Genomic DNA, 20201 nt, shown 5'->3' on the forward strand with positions numbered 1-20201 from the left:
GTGGCGAAACGGTGAACCCCTCGGGAACAGAAGCTCCCGAGGGGTTGCGAGGGGGCGGGGCAGGGGCGCGGCGGGGTGTGGGGCGGTATGTCGGCCGAGGTGGGCGGGGGAGGGGGGCCGTGGCGGTCAGCGGCCGGTCGCCGTCCAGGCCTCGTCCGCGGCCTTGAGGGCCGGGGCGGGGTCGGCGCCGGTGGCGGTGGCCAGGGCGGCGAGGGTGGCGCGGACCGTCTCCGCGGACGCGGCCGGGCCGTAGTGGTTGACCCGGAGCATCCCGGCGGCCAGGGCGCCGCCGCCGGCCTGGACGGGGAGGGACGGGTCGAGACGGCGGAGCTCGGCGGCCAGCGCGGCGGCGTCCAGGCCGGCCGGGGTGCGCAGGGTGGTGGCCACCGGGGCGGCGTGGGCGTCCTCCGGGACGAACGGGGCGACGGTGCCGAGCGCGCGGACACCGGCCCGGGTGGCGGCCGAGGCCGCCCGGTGGCGGGCGATCACCGCGTCCAGGCCGTCCGCCTCGATCCGGTCCAGACAGGCGCCGAGGGCGAGCATCTCCAACTGGGCGGGCGCGTGCGGCAGGACCGTCCGTCCGGCGTCCGTCCAGCGCTCCTTCCAGTCCAGCAGGGAGAGGTAGGAGCGGCGCGGGGCGGCCGGGTTGGCGGTGATCCGCTCCCAGGCCCGCCCGGACACCGACACGGCGGAGACGCCGGCCGGCCCGCCCATCGCCTTCTGCCCGCCGATCACGCACAGGTCGACGCCCCAGGCGTCGGTGAGCAGCGGCTCGGCGGCCACCGAGGCGACGGCGTCCAGCATCAGCAGCGCCCCGTGCTCGCGCACCACGGCGGCGATCTCCGCGACCGGGTTGGTGTTGCCGGTGGCCGCCTCCGCGTGGACCAGGGAGACGAAGTCGACGGCCGGGTTCGCGGCCAGCGCCTCGGCGACCTGCCCGGCGGTGACGGCGCTGTCGAACGGCACGGCGAGGTCGACGACCTCGGCCCCGCAGTCGCGCAGCCAGTTGCCGAAGGTCTGCCCGTACGGCCCGGTGACGATGTTGAGCGCGGTCGAGCCGGGGTGGGCGGCGCCGCGGATCGCGGCCTCCAGCGGCAGCAGCGCCTCGCCCTGGGTGACGATCACGTCGGCGGTGGTGTGCAGCAGCGCGGCCACCTGGTCCTCGACGGCCGCGAAGTCGGCGGCGCTGAGCGGGGGCAGGTCGAGGAAGGGGCTCACGGGCTCGGGCCTTTCGCGGTGGGGATCGGGGGCCGGGTCGAGTCTGCCTCATCGGCGGTGGTCACGGGGAATGCCGCCGTCGGTAGAGTGCGGGCCATGAGCGATGGCACGGTGCTGCACGTCCGGGGTCGGGTGCTGGTCGGTCCGGAGGACGTCCGGGACGAACTCTGGGTGGTGGACGGCCGGGTGACCTTCGACCGTCCGGCGGCCGCGGACGCCGCCGGCGACGTCCGGACGGTGGACGGCTGGGTGCTGCCGGGCCTGGTGGACGCGCACTGCCACGTCGGCCTGGACGCGCACGGCGCCGTCGACGCCGCCACCAGCGAGAAGCAGGCGCTCACCGACCGCGACGCCGGCACCCTGCTGATCCGCGACGCCGGTTCGGCCGCCGACACCCGGTGGATCGACGACCGGGAGGACCTGCCCCGGATCATCCGCGCCGGCCGACACATCGCCCGCACCCGCCGCTACATCCGCAACTACGCGCACGAGATCGAGCCCGGCGACCTCGCCGCGTACGTCCGGGCCGAGGCGCGGCGCGGCGACGGCTGGGTGAAGCTGGTCGGCGACTGGATCGACCGCGAGCGCGGCGACCTCGCGGCCTGCTGGCCCGGCGACGCGCTGGCCGAGGCGATCGCGGCGGCGCACGAGGAGGGCGCGCGGGTCACCGCGCACTGCTTCGCCGCCGAGTCGCTGCCGGACCTGCTGGCGGCCGGGATCGACTGCGTCGAGCACGCCACCGGCCTGACCGAGGAGCTGATCCCGGCCTTCGCCGAGCGCGGTGTCGCGATCGTCCCCACGCTCGTCAACATCGCGACCTTCCCGGGCCTGGCGGACGGCGGCGAGTCCAAGTTCCCGGCCTGGTCGGCCCACATGCGCCGGCTGCACGCCCGCCGGTACGACACGGTGGGCGCCGCGCACGACGCCGGCATCCCGGTGTTCGTCGGGACGGACGCGGGCGGCTCGCTCGCCCACGGCCTGGTCGCCGAGGAGGTGGCCGAGCTGGTCAGGGCCGGGCTGAGTCCGGCCGAGGCGCTCTCGGCGGCGACCTGGTCGGCGCGCGAGTGGCTGGGCCGGCCGGGCCTGGAGGAGGGCGCGTCGGCGGACTTCGTGGTGTACGCGGAGGACCCGCGGGCGGACGTGCGGGTGCTCGCCGACCCGCGGCAGGTGGTGCTGCGGGGGCGTCCGGTGGGGTGAGGCCCCGGGGCGGTGGTTGGGGTGGGGGGGGGTGGCTGCGGTGGCGGTGGCTGGGGCGGGCGGCCTGCCGCCCCCTGCCGTGGGCGGTGCGGGCGGTGCGGGCGGTACGGGCGTCGCGGGCGGTGCGGGCGGTGCGGGCCGAAGATCATCCGGGTGAAAGGACTGTCCGGGTAGGCCGATAGGGTTACGCCCATGGCACCGCGTCCACTGAATGAGATCGTCGAGCCCGGGTGGGCCACCGCGCTGGAGCCGGTGGCCGGGCGGGTCGCCGCGATGGGCGACTTCCTCCGCGCCGAACTGGCGGCCGGCCGCACGTACCTGCCCTCCGGGCCTAACGTGCTGCGCGCCTTCCAGCAGCCCTTCGCCGACGTGCGGGTGCTGATCGTCGGGCAGGACCCGTACCCCACGCCGGGCCACGCGGTCGGCCTCAGCTTCTCGGTGGGGGCGGAGGTCCGCCCGATCCCGGCGAGCCTGATCAACATCTTCCAGGAGTACGGGAACGACCTCGGCCTCCCGCAGCCGTCCAACGGCGACCTCACCCCCTGGACGCAGCAGGGCGTCCTGCTGCTGAACCGCGCCCTCACCACCGCGCCGCGCAAGCCCGCCGCGCACCGGGGCAAGGGCTGGGAGGAGGTCACCGAGCAGGCGATCCGCGCCCTGGCGGCGCGCGGCGGCCCGCTGGTGGCGGTCCTCTGGGGCCGGGACGCGCGCAACCTGCGTCCGCTGCTGGGGGAGATCCCGGCGATCGAGTCCGCCCACCCGAGCCCGTACTCGGCGAACGGCGGGTTCTTCGGCTCGCGCCCGTTCAGCCGGGCCAACGAGCTGCTGGTGCGGCAGGGCGCGCAGCCGGTGGACTGGCGCCTGCCGTAGCCGGCGGGCTCAGGTGGCGCGGCGCAGGTGGCGCGCGCACAGGCAGCGCGCGTAGGTAGCGCGCGTAGGTAGCGCGCGGCGCGCCGTCCGTGTCGTCCTCGGGCGTCAACCTCACCCTAACGAGTGAAATGACGTTCTGTGTGACTCATGTGACGGATTGTTCGAGAAGACTGGCGGCTCGTCGTTCGGAGCGCCAGCCCCTTTGCCCCGCCCCTACGGGTGGGTGATGTCGGAGGCGCGCTCTGCCTCTTCACCACCCGTGGGGGTACCGCCATGTCCTCGTCCGCCATGTCCTCGTCCCGTTCCGTCTCCGTGCCCGCCGCCGGCGCCGCCGCCCTCGCGGTGGCGGCGCTGATGGCCCCGCCGTCCGCGGCCCACGCCACCGCGCCGACGGCCTCCCCGACCTCCTCCGCGTCCGCGGCGGCCCCGGGCTCCCCGACCGGCAGGGCTCGCGCCGTCACCGTCGAACTCGACCTGGACGTCAGCCTGTTGAACAAGACCGTGGACGTCCCGGTGAACATCGCGCTCAACAAGGTCGAGACCCCCGCACAGCGGGACGGCTCCGTCCTCACCGCCACCGTCGACGGCGTCGACCAGCAGGGCCCGGTCACCCTGGTCAAGGCGGACATCGGCAAGTCGGTGACCAGGGCCGACGCCAAGGGCGCCTCCGCCGCCGTCCAACTGGTCAACGCCGACGTCCACGCCCCCGGCCTCCCGGCCACCACCCTGCTCGGCCTGGAGTCCCTCAGCGCCACCGCCACCTGCCCGGTCGACGGGCAGCCGACCGCCGACGTGGTCGCGCCCGCCAAGCTCACCCTCCTCGGCAAGCCCGTCACCGTCAGCCTCTACGGGCCGACCAGGGTGGACGTGCCACTGGTCGGCAGCGTGTCCGTCGAGTTCTCCAAGAAGTCCACCACCTCGACGACGGCCGCCGCCTCGGCCCTGGAGGTACGGGTCGAGGTCGACCCGCTCAACCTCAACGTCGCCAAGGTGACGGGCACCGTCACGGTCGCCTCGGTGAGCTGCGAGAAGCCGACCCCCGCGCCCACCGCCACGGCGCCCGCCACCCCCCCGGCCACGGCCCCGTCGAGCGCGGCCCCGGCCACCGCGGCGCCGACCGCGCAGCCGGTCGTCGACGGCACCCCCACCGGTGCCCCCGGCACCGGCCGCGCCGCCGCCCCGCAGGCCGCCACCGGCACCCAGGCCGCCCGCCGCCCCGCCTCCGGCACCGCCCCGGCCTCCGCGCCCGCCGCCGACCACCTCGCCGCCACCGGCGGCAGCGGCACCACCGCCCCGCTCGCCGCCGGCGCCGCCGCACTGGTCGCGGCCGGCGCCTGCGCCCTCTGGGCCACCCGCCGCCGCCGGGCCGCCACCGCCGCCCACGCCCGCCGGCACTGAACCCCGCCCCGCCCCCGCGCGGGAGTGCCACCCGCGGCACTCCCGCACGGTGACCGTGCCGACGCGGACGGTTGGTTCACATGGGCGTTACATGAGAGGAACAACCGGGAAACGGCGGCTTGCGACGCTACGCGGGCACCCACCACTCAGTTTGCGAGGTACACCGCCGTGGCAATCAAGGCCGAGTACATCTGGATCGACGGCACCAAGCCGACCGCCAAGCTCCGCTCCAAGACTCGGGTCCTGCCGAACGCCGACAAGATCCCCACCTGGGGCTTCGACGGTTCCTCGACCAACCAGGCCGAAGGCCACGCCTCGGACCGAGTGCTGGAGCCGGTCAAGGTCACCAAGGACCCGATCCGCGGCGGCGACAACATCCTCGTCCTCTGCGAGGTCCACGAGACCGACGGCACCCCGCACGAGTCGAACACCCGCGCCCTGCTGCGCACCGCCGCCGAGCAGTACGCGGCGCAGGAGTCGATCTTCGGCATCGAGCAGGAGTACACCTTCTTCAAGGGCTCCCGCCCGCTCGGCTTCCCCGAGGGCGGCTTCCCGGCCCCGCAGGGCGGCTACTACTGCGGCGTCGGCGCCGAGGAGGTCTTCGGCCGCGAGATCGTCGAGCTGCACCTCGACCGCTGCATCGACGCCGGCCTCGCCATCTGCGGCATCAACGCCGAGGTCATGCCCGGCCAGTGGGAGTTCCAGATCGGCCCGGTCGACGCCCTGACCGTCTCCGACGACATGTGGATCGCCCGCTACCTGCTCTACCGCACCGCCGAGGAGTTCGGCATCGACGCCACCCTCGATGCCAAGCCGGCCAGGGGCGACTGGAACGGTGCGGGTGCGCACACCAACTTCTCCACCCGGGCGATGCGCGAGGGCTACGACGCGATCATCACCGCCTGCGAGTCGCTCGGCGCCTCCCAGGAGATCGTCCTGGAGCACGTCAGCCAGTACGGCGACGACATCCAGTCCCGCCTGACCGGCAAGCACGAGACCGCCCCGTGGAACGTCTACTCCTACGGCGTCTCCAACCGCGGCGCGTCGGTCCGCATCCCGTGGCAGGTCGAGGTGGAGCAGAAGGGCTACATCGAGGACCGCCGCCCCAACGCGAACGTCGACCCGTACGTGGTCACCCGCCTGCTGATCAACACCTGCTGCGCCGCCCTGGAGAAGGCCGGCCAGGTCTGAGCCACCGCTCGCCGCTCACCGCTCGCCGGTGACGGCGAGGCGCCCGCCGGGCCTCCCCCTGCTGCACGGGGGAGGCCCGGCGGGCTTTCGCGTACCCGGGGTCAGCCGGGGTGGATCGCGTCGGCCAGCTCACCGGCGAGGGGGGCGAGCTCCGGCAGACGCCGCGCCAGGTTGCGCAGGTGGACGGCGTACGCCTCGCGCTGGACGTCGCCGCCGTGCTCGATGATCACCGCGGCGATCTCCCGGGTGGCGTCGGTTCTGCCCAGGCCGAGCAGGATGACCAGGGCGAACAGTCCGCCGTGGGTGTGGTCCAGCAGCTCCGGACAGGCGGCCTCGACGGCGCCGAGACGGTCGAGGTCCGCGGCCTCGACGGCCGCGAGGGCCTCGTCGACCGCGAGATCGGGGTCGGCGACGATCCCGTAGACCTGCTGCAGCGGCATGACCCGGGCCAGGCGGACGATCGCGAGGTGCCGGCGGACCTCCGGGTCGTCCACCTGCGAGAGCACCTCGGAGAACCGGGGGTCGTGCAGTTCCGACCGGTGCGCGGCGTGGAACGCCTGGGACTCGGTCCAGGTGGGGAGGGCCGTCCAGGCGGCCGCGAGGGCCATCGCGTCGTGCTCGCGCCGGCCGGCGGCGAGGACCGCCGGGAGGCCGAGGGCGTCGATGTCGTCGAGCACCCTGGTGAGGTCGGCGATGTCCGAGTCCTCGGGGAACATCTCGCCGGCCAGCCGCAGGTGGTCCCGGCCGGCGGGCGTCCGGAGCCGGTCGGCATGGTCGTGCAGGAACCTCTCGACGTCGGGCCAGCCCTCCTGGCCGCCCCAGACGTCGAGCAGGCCGATGAACTCCTTCGGAAGGGGGTCGGTGGCCCAGCCTGGCAGGCCGCCGATGGTGGTGGGGAGGTTCGACACCAGCGTGCGGATCTCCAGCCGGGCGGCGCCCAGTTGCCGCGGCTCGCCGTGGGCGGCGGCGCCGGTGGCTTCGACGAGCAGTTCGAGGGCGCGCCGGTGGTCGCCCCGTCCGGCGAGCCAGTAGGCGTAGTGGGCCCGCAGCACGGCCTGGGGGAGGGGGCGGCCGCGTAGCGCGGCCAGGGCGTCCTGCCAGGCGGTGTGCGCCGGTTCGCGGTCGGTGTGCAGGGCGGCGAGGGAGTGGAGGGCTCTGGTGAGGCCGCTGAGGAAGTCGGTGGGATCGGCTTCGGCGAGTCGGCGGTAGTGGGTGACGGCCTCGGCGGTGGAGTCGAGGGCCCCGGCCCGGTTCCCGCTGTCGAACTGCTGGAGGGCCAGGTTGTCGAGGGCACCGGCGAGGTGGGGGAGGTGGGCGACGGGGTCGGCTCCGGCGAGTCGGCGGTAGCGGCTGACGGCTTCGGTGGCGGAGGCGAGGGCCGCCGCGCCGCTGCCCGTCCTGGATTGCTGGAGGGCCAGGTTGTCGAGGGCACCGGCGAGGTGGGGGGCGAAGGCGGCGGGGTCGGCTTCGGCGAGTCGGCGGTGGAGGGTGACGGCTTCGGTGGCGGAGGCGAGGGCTGCCGCGTCGCTGCCGGTCTTGGAGTCCCCGGTGTCCAGGGTGGCGAGCTGGTTGAGGGCGTCGGCGAGGTGGGGGGCGAAGGCGGCGGGGTCGGTTCCGGCGAGTCGGCGGTAGTGGGTGACGGCTTCGGTGACGGATGCCAGAGCCGCCGCGTCATCGCCGGTCCTGCTCTGGTGGGTGCCCAGGTTGCGCAGCGAGTAGGCGAGTTGGGGAAGGAAGACCTCCGGTTCGTCGGCGGCCAGCTGACGGCAGATCGCGGTGGCTTCCGAGCTGGTGGAGAGTGCGTCCGCCCTGCTGCCGTTGGCGGCCTGCCTGTCGGCGAGGCTGTTGAGGGCGTCGGCGAGCAGAGGGAGGAAAGCGGCGGGGTTGGTGTCGGCGAGATCGAGGTAGCGGTCGACGGCCTCGGTGGCGGTGGCGAGTGCGGCCGCCCGGTCGCCGTTGGCGGCCTGTCCGTCGGCGAGGTTGGTGAGGGCGCCGGCGAGGTCGGGGGCGAAGGCGGCGGGGGCGGCTTCGGCGAGTCGGCGGTAGTGGATGACGGCTTCGGTGGCGGTGGCGAGTGCGGCCGCCCGTTCGCCGTTGTCGGCCTGTTCGTTGGCGAGGTTGTTGAGGGCGTCCGCGAGGTGGGCGGCGGGGTCGGCTCCGGCGAGCCTTCGGATGAGGCCGACGGCCTCGGTGGCGGAGGCCAGGGCCGAGCTCCGGTCCCCGCGGGCGGACTGGTGGACGGAGAGGTTGTTGAGGGAGCGGGCGAGGACGGGGAGGTGGATGGCGGGGTCGGCTTCGGCGAGCCTTCGGATGAGGCCGACGGCTTCGCTGGCGTCGGCCAGGGCGCCCGCGCGGTCGCCTTGGTCGGAGCGACGGTTGGCGAGGGTGTTGAGGGAGCGGACGAGGCCGGGGAGGTGGGCGGCGGGGTCGGCTTCGGCGAGTCGGCGGTGGAGGGTGACGGCCTCGGTGGCGGAGGCCAGGGCCGAGGCCCGGTCCCCGAGCCCGGACTGGTGGACGGCGAGGTTGCTGAGGATGCCCGCGAGGCCGGTGAGCTGGGTGGCCGGGTCGGCATCGGCCAGCCGACGGGCGAGGACGACGGCCTCGGTGGCGGCGGCGAGGGCGCCCGCCCGGTCGCCGTGGTCGGAGCGGTGGACGGCGAGGTTGTCGAGGCCGGCGGCGAGGTCCGGGAGGAAGACGGCCGGGTTGGCGCGGACGAGGTGGCGTACGAGGTTGACGGCCTCGGTGGCGGCGGCGAGGGCGCCGGTCCGGTCGCCCTGGTCGGAGCGGTGCTTGGCGAGGTTGCCGAGGCTGGTGGCGAGGCGGGGGAGGTGGGCGGCGGGGTCGGCTTCGGCGAGTCGGCGGTAGTGGGTGACGGCTTCGGTGACGGTGGTGAGGGCGGTCGCCCGGTCGCCGTTGTCGGCCTGGTCGGCGGCGAGGTTGGTCAGGGCGCTGGCCAGGTCGGGGAGGTGGGCGGCGGGGTCGGCTTCGGCGAGTCGGCGTACGAGGTTGACGGCCTCGGTGACGGAGGCCAGGGCGCCAGGCTTGTCACCGGCCGTCGACTGCTGCGTGGCGAGGTTGTTGAGGGAGCTGGCGAGGGCGGGACGGTAGGCGGGGTCGGCTTCGGCGAGTCGGCGGTAGAGGGTGACGGCCTCGGTGACGGTGGTGAGGGCGGTGGCCCGGTCGCCGACTTGGAACTGCTGGACGGCGAGGTTGTTGAGGGAGGCGGTGAGGTCGGTGAGGAAGGCGGGGTCGGCGATCGCGAGTCGGCGGTAGATGCCGACGGCTCGGGTGAAGGCGGTCAGCCCCGCGGCCTGGTCTCCGGTGTGGTGCCGGCGCCGCCCCAGGCGGTTGAGGAGGATGCCGATCTGGTGGTCCGTCGTCCCGGCGGCCGCGAGGGCCGCGTCCAACCGGCGCTGCTCCGCCCGGAGCGCGAGGTGCGGGACCCCGATCGAGGTGAACGGGATCGTCTCCGCCAGTTCGGCCAGCCAGACCGGTGCCTCCGGCGCGTCGACCAGCCGTCCGAGTGCTTCCAGGACCGCTCCGCCCTGATCCGTGGCCACTGTCAGGGCGGGACGCCAGCGCTCCGCCCCGGCAGCGGTCCAGTCGGCGACCATGCCCGCCGCCGTCGCCTGGTCGGCCGCCGCTGCGCGGTTGAACTGGCGTAGTGCGCTCACCACTTGATCCTCGCCGAGTCCGCTCAGCGCGGCCGTCAGCAGTTCCTCGTCCTCCCGGAGCGTGCGCAGCGTCAGGTGGTCGGCGATCGGGTCGGGGCGGAGGGCGAGCGGTTCGCCGGGGGCGGGCTGGAGGCAGTCGGTGAGCGCGCCGCGGATCTGTTCCCGCCACCGCGCGTCGTCCGCGAGCTCCTCGACCGCGCGCAGGGCGGCGGCGGTCGCCTTCCGGCCGGTGGGCGCGCGCAGGGTGAGGCAGGTGACGGCGCGGTCGAGGACGTCGAGCGGGGCGTCGCCGGTGGTGCCGGTGGCCCGCCGGTAGACCTGGGCCCAGTACGAGCGCTCGTGGTCGAGCACCTCCTCGTACAGTTCGGCGCGGGTGGCGGGGAGCCGCTCCCGGTCCGGGGTGCGGGAGGCGAGGAAGGCGAGCAGCAGGCGGTCCAGGGTGGTCCAGTCCTGCGGGGCGGCGTCGGCGAGGTCCTCCGGGGCGAGGGCCCGGGCGCCGGGCCCGAACGCCTCGACGGCGCGCCGGGCCAGCGCCCGCCCGTCGGGGTGCTCGGGCGGCAGCATCATCGGCGGGCGTTCGCGGCAGGGGTGGCCGTCGGCGAGCCACGCCCGGCGCAGGTCGGGCAGCCACTGCCCGTCGGTGGAGCGGGCGGTCATGAGGACCACGGCGGGCGCGGCGCCGCGCTCGGCGCGGCGGCGAAGCACTCTGAACAGTTCGCGGGCCTCGGCGGGCCGGGCGTCGGCGTAGTCCAGGACGATGAGCGTGGGTGAGACGACGACGCCCAGCCAGTCGAGGCCGGGTGTGTCCTTGCGCAGGTAGCCCGCGTACCAGTCGTGCTGCTCGGCGAGCCGGTGGGCGACTTCGAGGGCGAGCCGGGTCTTCCCCGCGCCGCCGACGCCGTGGACGACGGCGACGCCGGTGTGCTGCCCCTCGGCGACGGACCGGCACCAGTCGGTCAGGACGGTGAGTTCGTCGCGCGCCTGGAACCGCACCGCGTTGTGCTCGGGCCGCAGCAGCCGCAGCGGGCGGTGGACCTGCGGGTCGAACGGCAGGTACGGGGCGCGCAGCGGGTCGTCGGCCCGGTGCACCGACGGGGTGTGGGTGTCCTGCGCGTGCCAGAGCCGGGCGATGTCGACGGCGGTGCGCCACCGCCAGTCCGCCGCGTACCGGGCGCCGGTGCGGGCGGCGTCGGCGAAGGCGGCGCCGGTGCCGGTGATCGGGGAGGTGGGCAGGGCGTGGGCGAGGCCGACGGGGTCGAGGACGAGCAGGGGGCGGGCGGGGCCGTGGACTTCGGCGCGGACGAGGTCGTCCCAGTCCTCCGGCCGCTCGGCCCACAGGTCGGTGTCCGGCGGGCGCGGTTCGCCGGGGTCGGGGTCGTCGACGCGGACGCCGAGCAGTGCGTGGCCGGGGCCGCTGCCGCCGGGCGGGTCGACGAGGAGCACGAACGGGTGCAGGCCGGCGTGCAGGCAGGCGGCGGCGAGGACGAGGGCGAGGTCGAGGCAGGTGGCGTGCCGGGGGCTCCACAGCACTTCGGCCGGCTGCCGGACGGCCTGCCGGCCGGCTTCGTCGCTCGGTGCCTCGTACGAGTAGGTGATGCCGGCGCCCGCGAGGGCCTCGTACACGGCGCGGGCCTGGTCGAGGCGGCTGCCGCCGGCGGGGCCGGGGAGGCGGACGAGGGCGGCGACCTCGTCGGGGCGGACGTACTTGGCGAGGGCGGCGTCCTCGCCCTCCTGGTTCCAGCGGGGCCACGAGGTCACGGGGCCACCACCGCGATGGTGTCGGTGGCGGTGAGGTCGCCGGCGCCGGGGACGGCGCTCGCGGTCACCTTGAGGTCGTAGAGGCCGGGCGGCTGGCCGGGCAGGTCGGTGCGGTAGCAGCCTTCGGCGGTGTCCCACTCCAGTCTGACCTCGGCGGTCCGCCGCCCGGGGGCTTCGGCCTGCCGGAGGGAGGCCCACACTGCGGCCGGCTCGCCGTCGGGGCCGCTGTCCTGCTCGCCGCCGGGTGCGCCCCCAGGGCCGCTGTCGGTCGCGCCGGCGGGCGGGGTGTAGCGGTGCAGCCGGACCCGGAGCGGGACGGCGGCGTCGGCCGGGTGGAGTTCGTCCAGGTCGAGGCCGAGCGAGGTCAGCCGCTCCTCGCCGCGGACGGCGGTGAGCGCGGCGCGCCGCTCGTAGGACTCGACCAGGGCGGGGATCCAGGAGGCGGAGCCGATCGGCCCGTGCCGGTCGCGGGCGCGCCAGTCGGAGGTGTCGTGGCCGCTCATCTCCAGGGGGACGGCGGAGTAGGCGGGGACGGTGCCGTCGCCGTGGTCCTCCTCCCAGCCGTCGAGGTCGAGCCAGTCGGGCATGCTCTTCGTCACCGTGAGCCGCTTGCCGTCCCAGTACGCGGCGCCGGGGGTGCGGTGGCTCCAGCCGAGCAGCGGCCGGACTTGGGGGGCTTCGGGGTCGCGCGGGATGTTCCGCCAGCCGTCCTCGATCTCGTGGTGCATGGCGAGGGCGGCCGCCGCGTGCTCGCCGAGGTCGGGGAGCGCCGGGTCGAGCGGGTGGCGGGCGCTGCCGGTGGTGGCGTCCCAGACGGCGGGGTAGCGGGGGAGCAGGTCGGCGACGCCGGGCCAGGTGCGGAGCAGGTCGCTGACGTCGTCGAGCCGGAACCCGGCCACCCGGACGCCGTTGGCCAGGACGTCGAGGGCCTTGGGGGCGCCGCGGTGCGGGGTGCCGAGGGTGATCAGGGCGCGGCAGAGCGGCCAGCCCTCCAGGGCGCCGAGCCAGTGGCGGGCGACCAGGCCGCCCATCGAGTGGGCGACGACGACGACGCGGCCGGCGCGTTCGGCCTCGCTGTGGTCCTGGAGGCGTTCGTGGACGTCGGCGGCGAGCAGTCGGGCGGCGTGGGCGACGCCGAGCCGGAAGTCGTAGGGGAAGGCGACCACGTTGGCGGCCGGGTCTCGCCGGTCGGGGTGGCCCTCGTCGAGCCGGACGCCGGGCAGGGCGCGCAGGCCGTCGAGGAGCCGTTCGTAGCCGGGGACGACGGTCCAGCCGGGCAGCAGCCGGCGGGAGCGGATGAGTCCGGTGGGCCGGAGCGGCCGGTCGGGGGTGAGGCGGCCGGGTCGGGCGAGGAGGGCGGCGATGTCGCCGAATCCCGCGTCCCAGACGGCCGTTCCCGGCTGTCCGCCCGCCCCCGGACGTTCCAGTACGCTGCCGCCGATGCCCGGCAGGACGTACACGAGGTGCCTGCGTGCCACGCTCACTCCACTCGAATCGGTGTGCTGGTGCTGACGGTGGCGTCGCTGTGCCGTCGACCCAACCCCCCCTGGCCGGGACCGCACTTCCGACGCCGCGGTGTCGAGGCCCATGGTCCGGCCCGGGAGGGCCGGGGGCGTAGGGTTCCGGCCGCATGGTGGCCAAGTCGAGACACAGGCCCGGGACGGGGTGGATCGGGTGTGCCCGTACCGTTCCGCTGTTCGGCCGGAGCGGCCGGTCGGGGGGTCGGGGTCGGGGGACGAGGGCGTCGGCGGGGGTCTCTTGATCCGTGCTGGTCGTGGGCGGATAATCGCCCGCATGACCGCCCCCGCCGCCTCCGCCGCCGCTTCCGGGTGCCTCGTGCGGCGCCTGCACGTGGACCTGGTGCGGGTGTGCGCGGCCGCCTGTCGTCGGTGAGTGCTCCTTCTCCCCTCCCCACAGGCGTTCTCGGCACCGGAGTGTGTGTTCATGTCCCTGACCTTCCACTGGTTCCTGCCCACCAACGGCGACAGCCGGCACGTCGTCGGCGGCGGGCACGGCTCGACGCCCGGCACGGCGGGCACGGACCGTCCGCCGTCCGTCGCCTATCTGGGTCAGATCGCCCGCAGTGCGGAGCAGTTGGGGTTCGAGGGGGTGCTGACGCCGACCGGCGCGTGGTGCGAGGACGCCTGGCTGACGACGGCGATGCTCACCCAGGTGACGGAGCGGCTCAAGTACCTGGTGGCGTTCCGGCCGGGGCAGATCAGTCCGACGCTGGCCGCGCAGATGGCGGCGACCTACCAACGGCAGTCCGGTGGGCGGCTGTTGCTCAACGTGGTGACGGGCGGCGAGTCGGCGGAGCAGCGCGCGTACGGGGACTTCCTCGACAAGGACGCGCGCTACGCCCGGACCGGGGAGTTCCTGTCGATCACGCGCAGGCTCTGGGCGGGCGAGACCGTCGACCACGAGGGGCCCCATCTCCGGGTGGAGCGCGCGCAGTTGAACCGGCTGCCGGACCCGGTGCCGCCGGTCTACTTCGGCGGTTCGTCCCCGGCGGCGGGCGATGTCGCCGCCCGGTACGCGGACGTCTACCTGACCTGGGGCGAACCGCCCGCCCAGGTGCGGGAGAAGCTCGCCTGGGTCCGTGAACTGGCCGCCGCGCAGGGCCGGGTGGTGCGGTTCGGGATCCGGCTGCACGTGATCACCCGGGACACCTCGGCGCAGGCCTGGGCGGAGACCGAACGGCTGCTGGCGGCGATGGATCCGCAGCGGATCCGGGAGACCCAGCGGGCGCTGGCGGAGAGCGAGTCGGAGGGGCAGCGCCGGATGCTGGCGCTGCACGGCGGTTCGGCCGACCGGCTGGAGGTCCACCCGGGCCTCTGGGCGGGCATCGGGCTGCTGCGGGGCGGTGCGGGGACGGCGCTGGTCGGCAGTCACCGGGAGGTCGCCGACCTGATCACCGAGTACCACGAGCTGGGCATCGACGAGTTCGTGCTCAGCGGGATGCCGCACCTGGAGGAGGCGTACTGGTTCGGCGAGGGGGTGCTGCCGCTGCTCGCGGAGCGCAACCTGTGGCGGCGGCCGGTGTAGGGGCGGGTGTCGTTGTGTGGCGGGAGGCGGCCCGTCGGGGCGCCGTCCCCGCCCGGCCGTCCCGCCTGTCTGTCCGGTCTGTCCGTCCGGTCTGTCCGTTGCGCCTGTCACGGTTTCCACGGCGGGCGTGCTCTCGGTCGAGCGGGCGCAGCGGTCCGCTGTGTCCTCGCGCGCCAGGGGGACGGCCCGTGCCGGTGAACCGTGACGGCGCCCGGGTGCGGCGCGCGTCACGACCGGGAAGCCGGTCCGGTGGACCGCCGGCTCACTGCTCGCCGAGGGCCATCCACTTCCCGGGCGTCTCCAGCGGTGCGAACCCGACCTTGGCGTAGACCTCGTGGGCGTCCGCCGTGGCCAGCATGACGCGGCGCAGGCCGTACGGGGCGAGGTGGTCGCGGACGGCGGCCGCCAGCGCGGTGCCCAGGCCCTTGCCGCGGGCGGCGGGGTCGATGTAGACGTCGCAGAGCCAGGCGAAGGTGGCCTGGTCGGTGACGACGCGGGCGTAGCCGAGCTGGGCGCCGGAGGCCTGGTCGTAGACGCCGAAGTTGAGGGAGCCCGCGATGGCGGTGTCCTGCTTCTCGCGGGGGCGGCCCTTCGCCCAGTAGGCGTCCAGCGACAGCCAGCGGTGGATCAGTGCGGCGTCGAGGCGCCCGGGGTCGGTGGAGATCTCGTAGCCGTCGGGGAGGCCGTGGGGCCCGCCGCCGGGCAGGTCCTGGGCGGTGGCGGTGGCGGTGGCGGTGGCGGTGGCGGCGGGGGCGGGGGCGGGGGCGGTCTGGCGGTCGTCGGTCATGGCGGGATCCAAGCAGAGCGGCCCCACGGGGATCCATCGGATATCCGCGGGGCCGGTGCGCTACGTTGCGGCGGTGATCAGTGATGCCGTGCCGCAGGACCGGGTGCCGGACCGGATGCAGGAGCAGGTGCAGGCGCGGGAGGAGGAGACCGGGTGGATGGTCCTGGTCGAGTCCGAGACCGGCCGCGGTGACGGGGAGCACCGGTGGCAGCTGGTGGCGACCCGGACGCCCGCCGAGGGCGGCCGTGCGGCGGCCGGCCGGCTCGCGGAGCGGCTGGCGATGGAGTACGTGCCCAAGAGGTTCGTCGTGGGCGAGGGGAGGTGCCGGGCCGCAAGGTGTTCCGGGTCTCCGGGGACTCGTGGCTGGTCGAGGTCTGGGCGAGCGGCCAGGGGCGGACCCTGTGCCGGATCACCACGGCCGAGCTGGTGCACCGGCAGGAGCCCGTGCGTGCCCCGCAGCCGCGGAGCGAGCCGCCCGAGGCCGCCCGGAAGTCCCGGCTCTGGGGACGCTCCTGACCCGGGCCCCGGCCCCCGACCCCAGCCCAGGCCCGGCCGTTCGGGATCGAATCGGCCCGTACTCCTGATGGATTGTCCGCATACGTCAGTCATTGCCCGTCGACGGCGGCCGGAGTGGTCCAGCTGCGACGATGTCCCGCAAACTGATGGTGATATGACAGACGTGTAAGAATTTTATGCTGGCCGGGTTCACGGCTTCTCCCCGTGTCCTCCGCTCAAGAAAACGGGTCTGTTTGATGAAGTTGCCCAAGGTGTCCGCCGTCATCGTCGCGGCCGCACTTGCGCCCACCGTCCTGTTCCCGTCGATGGCCTCCGCCGCCGACCAGCCGAAGCCCACCGGGGTGTCCGGCCCCGACGCGGCCTCCGACGCCGTCGAGGACTCGCAGGAGGCGCAGGACCGCGCCGAGATCCAGCGGATCCTGGACGACAAGGCCACCGGACGCGGCGTCCGCGAGGGAGCGCAGAAGGCCCTCGCCGGGACCGCCGCCGACCTGCGCCACTTCCTCACGGTCGAGCTGGACGGGCTCCGCCAGGAGGACGACCGGGTCGAGGCCTTCCGGCTGATCGCCACCGGCGGACCCGCCGTCAAGAAGGCGGCCACGGAGGCTCTTCGCGGCAGCCACGCGGACCTCGTCAAGTTCCTCAAGGAGGGGCAGTTCGCGGCCCGCGCCGAGGACGACGACCGGGCCGAGGTGCAGCGGATCCTGGCGGACAAGGACTCGGGCACCAGCGTTCGCGAGGCCGCCCAGAAGGTCGTCGACGGCACCGCCGCCGAGCTGCGCCACTTCCTGGAGGTTGACCTGGAGAACGCGCGCATCACCGACGACCGGGTCAGGGTCGTCCAGATCCTCAGCACCGGCGGGCGGTCCGTCAAGGCGGCCGCGGAGAAGGCGCTCAGGGTGAACAGCCCCGAGGCGATCCGCAAGTTCCTCACCGAGGGCCAGTTCACGGCGCGCGCCGAGGACGACCGGGTCGAGATCCTGACCCTCATCGGCGGCAAGGACGTCAGCCCGGCCGTCTTCGAGGCCGCTCAGAAGGCCCTCGGCGGCACGCCGGCCCAGCTGCGCCACTTCCTCACGGTCGAGCTCCCGAACATCCGCGAGCAGGACGACCGGGTGAAGCTCTCCCAGATCATGCACGTCGGCGGTCCGGCCGTCCGGAAGGCCGCCAACGCCGCCATGAGCGGCAGCCACGCGGACGTCCTCAAGTTCCTCCGGGAGGGCCAGTACACGGCCCGCGCCGAGGACGAGGCCGCCGCGGCCGCCGAGGCGGCCGCCAAGCAGACCACCCCGCCGGTCCAGCCGGGCCAGTCGCAGAACACCGGCGCCGGGCACGTCCAGCCGGCCGCCCAGACCACGCAGACCGGCCAGACCGCTCAGACCGCCGCCGTCACGGGCGCCCAGGCGACCCCGGCCGTGGTGCCCGCCAAGGCCGCCGGCACCACCACCGGCACCACCGCGACCGGCACCACGGCCGGCACCACGGCCGCGGTCTCCGGCCAGCTCGCCGCCACCGGCGTGGACGAGGGCCTCGGCTGGGAGGCCGGCGGCGCCGCCGCGGCCGTCGCCGCCGGTGCGGCGCTGGTCGCCGTGTCCCGCCGTCGCCGCTCCGTCGAGGGCTGACGGCGAGGCCGTCAGCACGACACGGTGCCCCGGCCGACCGGCCGGGGCACCGTGCGTTCCGCGCGCGGCGGCGGGTCAGACGCCGGGGACGGCGTCCTTCGGGGCGGTGTGCCAGTTGGTGACCACCGGCTTGTCCACCTTGGTCGGACCGACCGGGAGGCTCACGGGGTCGGGGTCGGGGCTGCCGATGCCGACGATGACGTCGGTGAACTCGATCGCCTGGTTCCCCTTGGTGCTCTTCGGGTTGACGCCCGCGTAGGCGACCTTGTCCCCGCCGAGCGTGATCGGCTCGCCGACGGCCTGCTCGGCGTTGGCGGCCTCGATCCCGCCCGAGCCGAAGGCGATCACCGCGTGCGCGCCCGGGAGCGTGCAGGTGACGCCGGGCTTGGCCTTGGCGGAGATCAGGATGAACCCGCCGGCCTGGGACTCGGCCTTGGCGGTGAACGCGAGGTCCTTGGCGCCGCAGTTCCGGCCGGCGGCGGGCTTGTCGGTGGCCTTGTCGGTGGGCTTCTCCGTGGCCTTGCCGCTCGGGGCGGCGGACTTGACGGGCGCCGCCGTCGCGGGCGCCGATGCCGGGGCCGTCGCCGAGGGGGCCGCGGTGGTCGCCGCCGGGCTCGCCGCGACGGAGCCCGAGTCGCTGTTCTCCGGCCCGCAGGCGGTGGCGGCAGCGGCGAGCACCGCGACGGCGGCGGCGGCGGTGAGGGCGAGGCGGCGCGTGCGCATTCGGGACTCCCAGGTCGTTCCGCCGGTGCGCTTCACCGGCGGGACCACGGTAGGCCGCAGCCCTCGACGGCCAGGTCCGCGTGATATCCCGATCCTGTCCCAGAAGCCCGCGCACGGAGCCCGGCCCGTCCCTCCTCCACCGGGATCCCGTCCGGCCGGTGGCGGGCCGGACGCGGCGAAAGGGATGGCCAACCGGCTGACCGCGCGCGACGATTCACCCCATGAAGCCGTTGCCGCTCCTCCTCCTCGACGTCGACGGGCCGCTGAACCCGTACGCCGCCAAGCCGCACCGGCGGCCCGCCGGGTACGGGACCCACCGGGTCCGGCCGGACTCCTGGGTGGCCCGGTTCCCGCAGCGGCCGGCCGAGCGCGTCCGGCCGCTGCGGCTCTGGATCAACCCCGACCACGGGCCGGAACTCCTCGCGCTCCCCTATGAGTTGGTGTGGGCGACCACGTGGATGGCGGAGGCGAACACCTGGATAGCCCCGCTCCTCGGGCTGCCCGAACTCCCGTACATCGTCTGGCCGCAGCTCCACCAGGAGGACCCGGACGGGCTGCACTGGAAGACCCGTGCGCTGGTCGCCTGGGCGGCCGGCCGTCCGTTCGTCTGGGTGGACGACGAGGTGGGGCCGCAGGACTCCGCTTGGGTGGCGGCCCACCATCCGGGCCCGGCGCTCGTCCTGCGGGTCGACCCCGGACTCGGCCTGCGGGAGGGCGACTTCGCCACCCTGCGGGAATGGGCGGCGACCGGGGCGGGGTGATCGGGGTACCGGCCGCCCCCGGGCGCCACGCGATCGCGGCGTGCCCCCGTGACCTGCGCCGCCCGGCCCGGTGGTTCGCCGGGTGGGCGACGCCTCGCGCGGCGGGGTGGGGCGGGGGACACCGCGAGGCATGGGACGGCGTGACGTCGCGGTGGCGCGCGAGAGGGCGGCCGGCTCAGTGGCGGCCGACTCGTGGGGGCCACGCCGGTACCGGGGGGAGGTCCGTCAGCGCGCGCCTTGCCCGGTCCCGTGCGCGGAAGCCGAGGCTGATGAGGGTGATGCCCTCCCCGGTGCCCAGGGGCGTGCGGCCGTGCGGCGTGAGCGCTCCGTCGAAGACGGCTCCGCTGCCCACGGCGAGGTCGCATTCGAGGTAGCCGGCGGCGCTGATGAAGACGGTGGTGCTGGCCTTGGCCGTCCCGGCACGGCGTGTGCGTGCGAGGCAGATGATCAAGTTGGCCTCGCCGAGTCCGGCCTCGTCCACATGGAAGTCGAGGGACTGCCCTTCCGTGTAGCCGATGTAGACGCCGGTGTGAGGCGGCTCGACGTCCAGGCGGGTGGACTGCGCGACGAGCGCGGCGAGGTCGACCTGGGTGACGAAGCGGCTCGCGGCCTCGCCGACGGCCGCGTTGCGCTTGCCGTTGTGCCGGTAGCCGTCGGTGGCGAGGGCCTTCTCGGCTTCGGCCGCCATGGCGTTGATCAGTTGGGCGGGAAACGGCTGGTCCGACAGGTGGCGAGGCTGCACCCGCTGGTGCACGGCGAGGCTCCGCACCGCGCCCCGGAGGGCGCGGAGGTCCTCGTGCCACCGGGTCGGGTCGCCCACGGTGGTGTGGGCCTGGAGCCACGCCGTCCACCGGCGGCTCCACTCGCCCGGTGCGGCGACGGCCGGTGCCGGCGCGGTGGCGCTGCCGATCAGCGCGTCGACCCGGTCGAGTGCGGCTTGCGTGGACTCGACGAGTTCGGTGTCGCCCCTGCCGATCCGCAGTCGCAGCGCCTCCTGCAGCTGTGCGCGGGCACCGGTGAGGTCACCGCGCTCCATGAGGTGCTTGCCGAAGTGCTGGCACGCGAAGTCGAGGAGTTCCGGGCACTTGCCCCGCGCGGTGTCCAGGGCGCTGCGGTAGAGCGCGTCCGCGGTCTCGACGTCGCCGGCGTAGCGGTGGGCGTCGCCGAAGTTGAGTTCGGTGGCGATGACGGCCCGGACGTTCCCCCTGGTGACGGCCAGTTCCAGCGACCGGCGGAGGAACGTGCGGGCCTCGTCGTGGTTCCCCAGGCTCATCTGGGCGATGCCGATCCACCGGGTCAGGACGCGGGTCCGGTCAGGATCGGGCCCGGTGGACAACTCCACCCGGAGCCGGTCCACCGCGGCGATCAGCCCGGCCCGGTCGGTGGGGACCATCCGCAGGTCTTCGTCCTGCGTGATGAGGTGCTGGAGCACGGCGCCTTC

14 protein-coding genes are annotated in these 20201 nt (G+C 75.1%); 8 read left to right on the forward strand and 6 right to left on the reverse strand.

Going from position 1 to position 20201, the window contains the following annotated elements; all coding sequences use genetic code 11:
• Positions 1-126 precede the first annotated feature (126 nt).
• Positions 127-1218: a pyridoxal-phosphate-dependent aminotransferase family protein gene (locus tag OG550_RS26950; protein WP_327681765.1), complete on the reverse strand. Its 1092-nt coding sequence runs from the start codon at positions 1216-1218 to the stop codon at positions 127-129.
• A 96-nt stretch (positions 1219-1314) separates the two neighbouring features.
• Here OG550_RS26950 and OG550_RS26955 point away from each other — a divergent pair, with 96 nt between their 5' ends.
• The 4 genes from OG550_RS26955 (at position 1315) to glnII (ending at position 5874) form a co-directional block, all read left to right on the forward strand.
• Positions 1315-2415, forward strand: a complete 1101-nt coding sequence (locus tag OG550_RS26955; RefSeq protein WP_327681767.1) for an amidohydrolase family protein — start codon at positions 1315-1317, stop codon at positions 2413-2415.
• A 192-nt stretch (positions 2416-2607) separates the two neighbouring features.
• Positions 2608-3285: a uracil-DNA glycosylase gene (locus OG550_RS26960; protein WP_327681769.1), complete on the forward strand. Its 678-nt coding sequence runs from the start codon at positions 2608-2610 to the stop codon at positions 3283-3285.
• Between the two features lie 273 nt (positions 3286-3558).
• Positions 3559-4683: an SCO1860 family LAETG-anchored protein gene (locus tag OG550_RS26965; RefSeq protein ID WP_327681771.1), complete on the forward strand. Its 1125-nt coding sequence runs from the start codon at positions 3559-3561 to the stop codon at positions 4681-4683.
• Positions 4684-4851: 168 nt separating this feature from the next.
• The gene (gene glnII / locus OG550_RS26970) at positions 4852-5874 is read left to right on the forward strand and encodes a glutamine synthetase GlnII (protein WP_327681773.1); all 1023 of its coding nucleotides are present in this window, start codon (positions 4852-4854) and stop codon (positions 5872-5874) included.
• Positions 5875-5975: 101 nt separating this feature from the next.
• Here glnII and OG550_RS26975 read toward each other — a convergent pair whose 3' ends face one another.
• Positions 5976-11306, reverse strand: coding sequence for a hypothetical protein (locus tag OG550_RS26975; RefSeq protein WP_327681775.1), 5331 nt, complete (start codon positions 11304-11306; stop codon positions 5976-5978).
• Positions 11303-12784 carry an esterase/lipase family protein gene (locus OG550_RS26980; RefSeq protein ID WP_327681776.1) on the reverse strand — a complete coding sequence of 494 codons (1482 nt, stop codon included), beginning with the start codon at positions 12782-12784 and terminating at the stop codon, positions 11303-11305. The genes OG550_RS26975 and OG550_RS26980 overlap by 4 nt, the downstream gene beginning before the upstream one ends.
• A 466-nt stretch (positions 12785-13250) precedes the next feature.
• On the opposite strand from OG550_RS26980, the gene OG550_RS26985 reads away from it, so the two are divergent.
• Positions 13251-14351 (forward strand): LLM class flavin-dependent oxidoreductase, encoded by a 1101-nt coding sequence (locus tag OG550_RS26985; RefSeq protein WP_327681778.1) that lies wholly within the window; start codon positions 13251-13253, stop codon positions 14349-14351.
• 262 nt (positions 14352-14613) lie between these two features.
• Here OG550_RS26985 and OG550_RS26990 read toward each other — a convergent pair whose 3' ends face one another.
• Positions 14614-15138, reverse strand: a complete 525-nt coding sequence (locus OG550_RS26990; RefSeq protein ID WP_327681780.1) for a GNAT family N-acetyltransferase — start codon at positions 15136-15138, stop codon at positions 14614-14616.
• Between the two features lie 321 nt (positions 15139-15459).
• On the opposite strand from OG550_RS26990, the gene OG550_RS26995 reads away from it, so the two are divergent.
• Together OG550_RS26995 and OG550_RS27000 are read left to right on the forward strand one after the other, a co-directional pair.
• Complete coding sequence (locus OG550_RS26995; protein WP_327681782.1) at positions 15460-15654, forward strand: hypothetical protein; 195 nt, start codon at positions 15460-15462, stop codon at positions 15652-15654.
• A 236-nt stretch (positions 15655-15890) separates the two neighbouring features.
• Positions 15891-17276 carry an ALF repeat-containing protein gene (locus OG550_RS27000; protein WP_327681784.1) on the forward strand — a complete coding sequence of 462 codons (1386 nt, stop codon included), beginning with the start codon at positions 15891-15893 and terminating at the stop codon, positions 17274-17276.
• A gap of 75 nt (positions 17277-17351) precedes the next feature.
• On the opposite strand, the gene OG550_RS27005 is transcribed toward OG550_RS27000, so the two are convergent.
• Positions 17352-17999 (reverse strand): hypothetical protein, encoded by a 648-nt coding sequence (locus OG550_RS27005; RefSeq protein WP_327681786.1) that lies wholly within the window; start codon positions 17997-17999, stop codon positions 17352-17354.
• A 221-nt stretch (positions 18000-18220) separates the two neighbouring features.
• On the opposite strand from OG550_RS27005, the gene OG550_RS27010 reads away from it, so the two are divergent.
• A complete protein-coding gene (locus tag OG550_RS27010) occupies positions 18221-18760 on the forward strand; it encodes a hypothetical protein (protein WP_327681788.1) in 540 nt (179 codons plus the stop codon).
• A gap of 175 nt (positions 18761-18935) precedes the next feature.
• Here OG550_RS27010 and OG550_RS27015 read toward each other — a convergent pair whose 3' ends face one another.
• Positions 18936-20192 (reverse strand): tetratricopeptide repeat protein, encoded by a 1257-nt coding sequence (locus OG550_RS27015; protein WP_327681790.1) that lies wholly within the window; start codon positions 20190-20192, stop codon positions 18936-18938.
• Between the last annotated feature and the right edge of the window lie 9 nt (positions 20193-20201).

Source organism: Kitasatospora sp. NBC_00458, assembly GCF_036013975.1.
In the GTDB taxonomy this organism is placed as follows: domain Bacteria; phylum Actinomycetota; class Actinomycetes; order Streptomycetales; family Streptomycetaceae; genus Kitasatospora.